Source organism: Methylobacterium sp. CCH5-D2 (genome assembly GCF_001556475.1).
GTDB classification, from domain to species: domain Bacteria; phylum Pseudomonadota; class Alphaproteobacteria; order Rhizobiales; family Beijerinckiaceae; genus Methylobacterium; species Methylobacterium hispanicum.
This window is the reverse complement of the sequence record NZ_LSIX01000948.1, coordinates 1-1,303: the sequence shown is the minus strand read 5'-3', so window position 1 is coordinate 1,303 and position 1,303 is coordinate 1. Positions and strand designations below refer to the sequence as shown.

Here is a 1,303-nt window from a genome sequence, read left to right as displayed (position 1 = left end):
GGCCGCCCCCCGGCGCCACCGCGCGGCGCCCCCCGCCACGCTCGCCGTCGATTACGGCATCAACCTCGCGGGGTTGCCGATCGGCACGGCCCGGCTCGCCGGCTCCTTCGAGGGCCAGCGCTACCGGGCCGACGTCTCGGCGGTGCTCACCGGCCTCGTCGGCGCCATCACGGGCGGCCAGGGCTCGGCGCAGGCGTCCGGCACCTTCGCGGCGAGCCCGCAGCCCAACGCCTTCGCGATCGCCACCCGCACGGCCAATGCCGGCATCGCGGTGCGCATGGCGCTGCGCTCCGGCAACGTCACCCAGTCCGAGGTGATCCCCCCCCTCCTCGACATGGAGGACCGGGTGCCGATCACGGCGGCCAACAAGCGCGGCATCATGGATCCGGTGAGCGCGCTGGTGATGCCCGCCCACGCCCGCGGCGAGCCGACCGACCCGGAGAACTGCAACCGCACGCTCCCCGTGTTCGACGGCGCCACCCGCTTCAACGTGGTGCTGAGCTACAGTGAGACGCGCGCGGTCGAGAAGCCCGGCTATGCCGGCCCGGTCCTCGTCTGCAACGTCCGCTACCAAGCGGTCGCCGGCCACCGGCCGGACCGCCCGGGCGTGCGCTTCATGGAGGAGAACCGCGACATGTCCGTCTGGCTGGCGCCGGTCGAGGGCACGCGGGTTCTGGTGCCGCTGCGGATCTCGGTGCGCACCACGATCGGCACCAACATCATCGAGGCGACCCGCTGGACCCGCGCCGGCGCCGTCGCCGACGCTCCGGCCGCGACGACCGGCGCGGCACCCGCCCAGACCGGTTCGGTCGCGAGCCTCGACGCGCGCTGACCGCCATGCGCCGCAGGATCCTGCGCGGTGGATTGCTGCGCCGCGGGGCCCTCCTCGCCCCGCTGCTCGCGGCCGGCCCGGTCGCGGCCCAGCCGCTCACGGCCGGCAGCCCCTGCGGCGGAAACGCCTACTCCTCGGCCGAGGTGCGCGAGGGCCGTCCCGCCCGGCGCGGGCCCCTCGTCGCCGTCCCCGACACCCTCTGCGCCGACCTCGACGGGCCGCGCCCGGACGTGCGCGTGGACGTCTACGGCCTGCCGGGCCCCGGGACCGGTCCCTACGCGGATCCGTACGGTGGCGCGCCGGGACCCGGCACCCCATATGAGGGGCGGTTCCGGCGGGGACCCTGATCCCTCCGCGCTCCGGCAACGGGCGGCGCGCACGGGACCGCCCGAGGGCGCCGCCGCCGTGGCGCGCCCGTCGCACCGGCCGTCCGCGCCGAAGGGACATTGCCCGCTCCTTGGCCCTCTCCTC

2 protein-coding genes are annotated in these 1,303 nt (G+C 76.4%); both read left to right on the top strand.

Annotated elements, in window-relative coordinates; all coding sequences use genetic code 11:
- Positions 1-832, top strand: an 832-nt coding sequence (locus tag AX737_RS25700) for a DUF3108 domain-containing protein (protein WP_066926392.1), incomplete at its 5' end; no start/stop codon positions are given.
- Between the two features lie 5 nt (positions 833-837).
- Positions 838-1,179, top strand: coding sequence for a hypothetical protein (locus tag AX737_RS25695; RefSeq protein WP_066926390.1), 342 nt, complete (start codon positions 838-840; stop codon positions 1,177-1,179).
- The last annotated feature ends 124 nt before the right edge of the window (positions 1,180-1,303 follow it).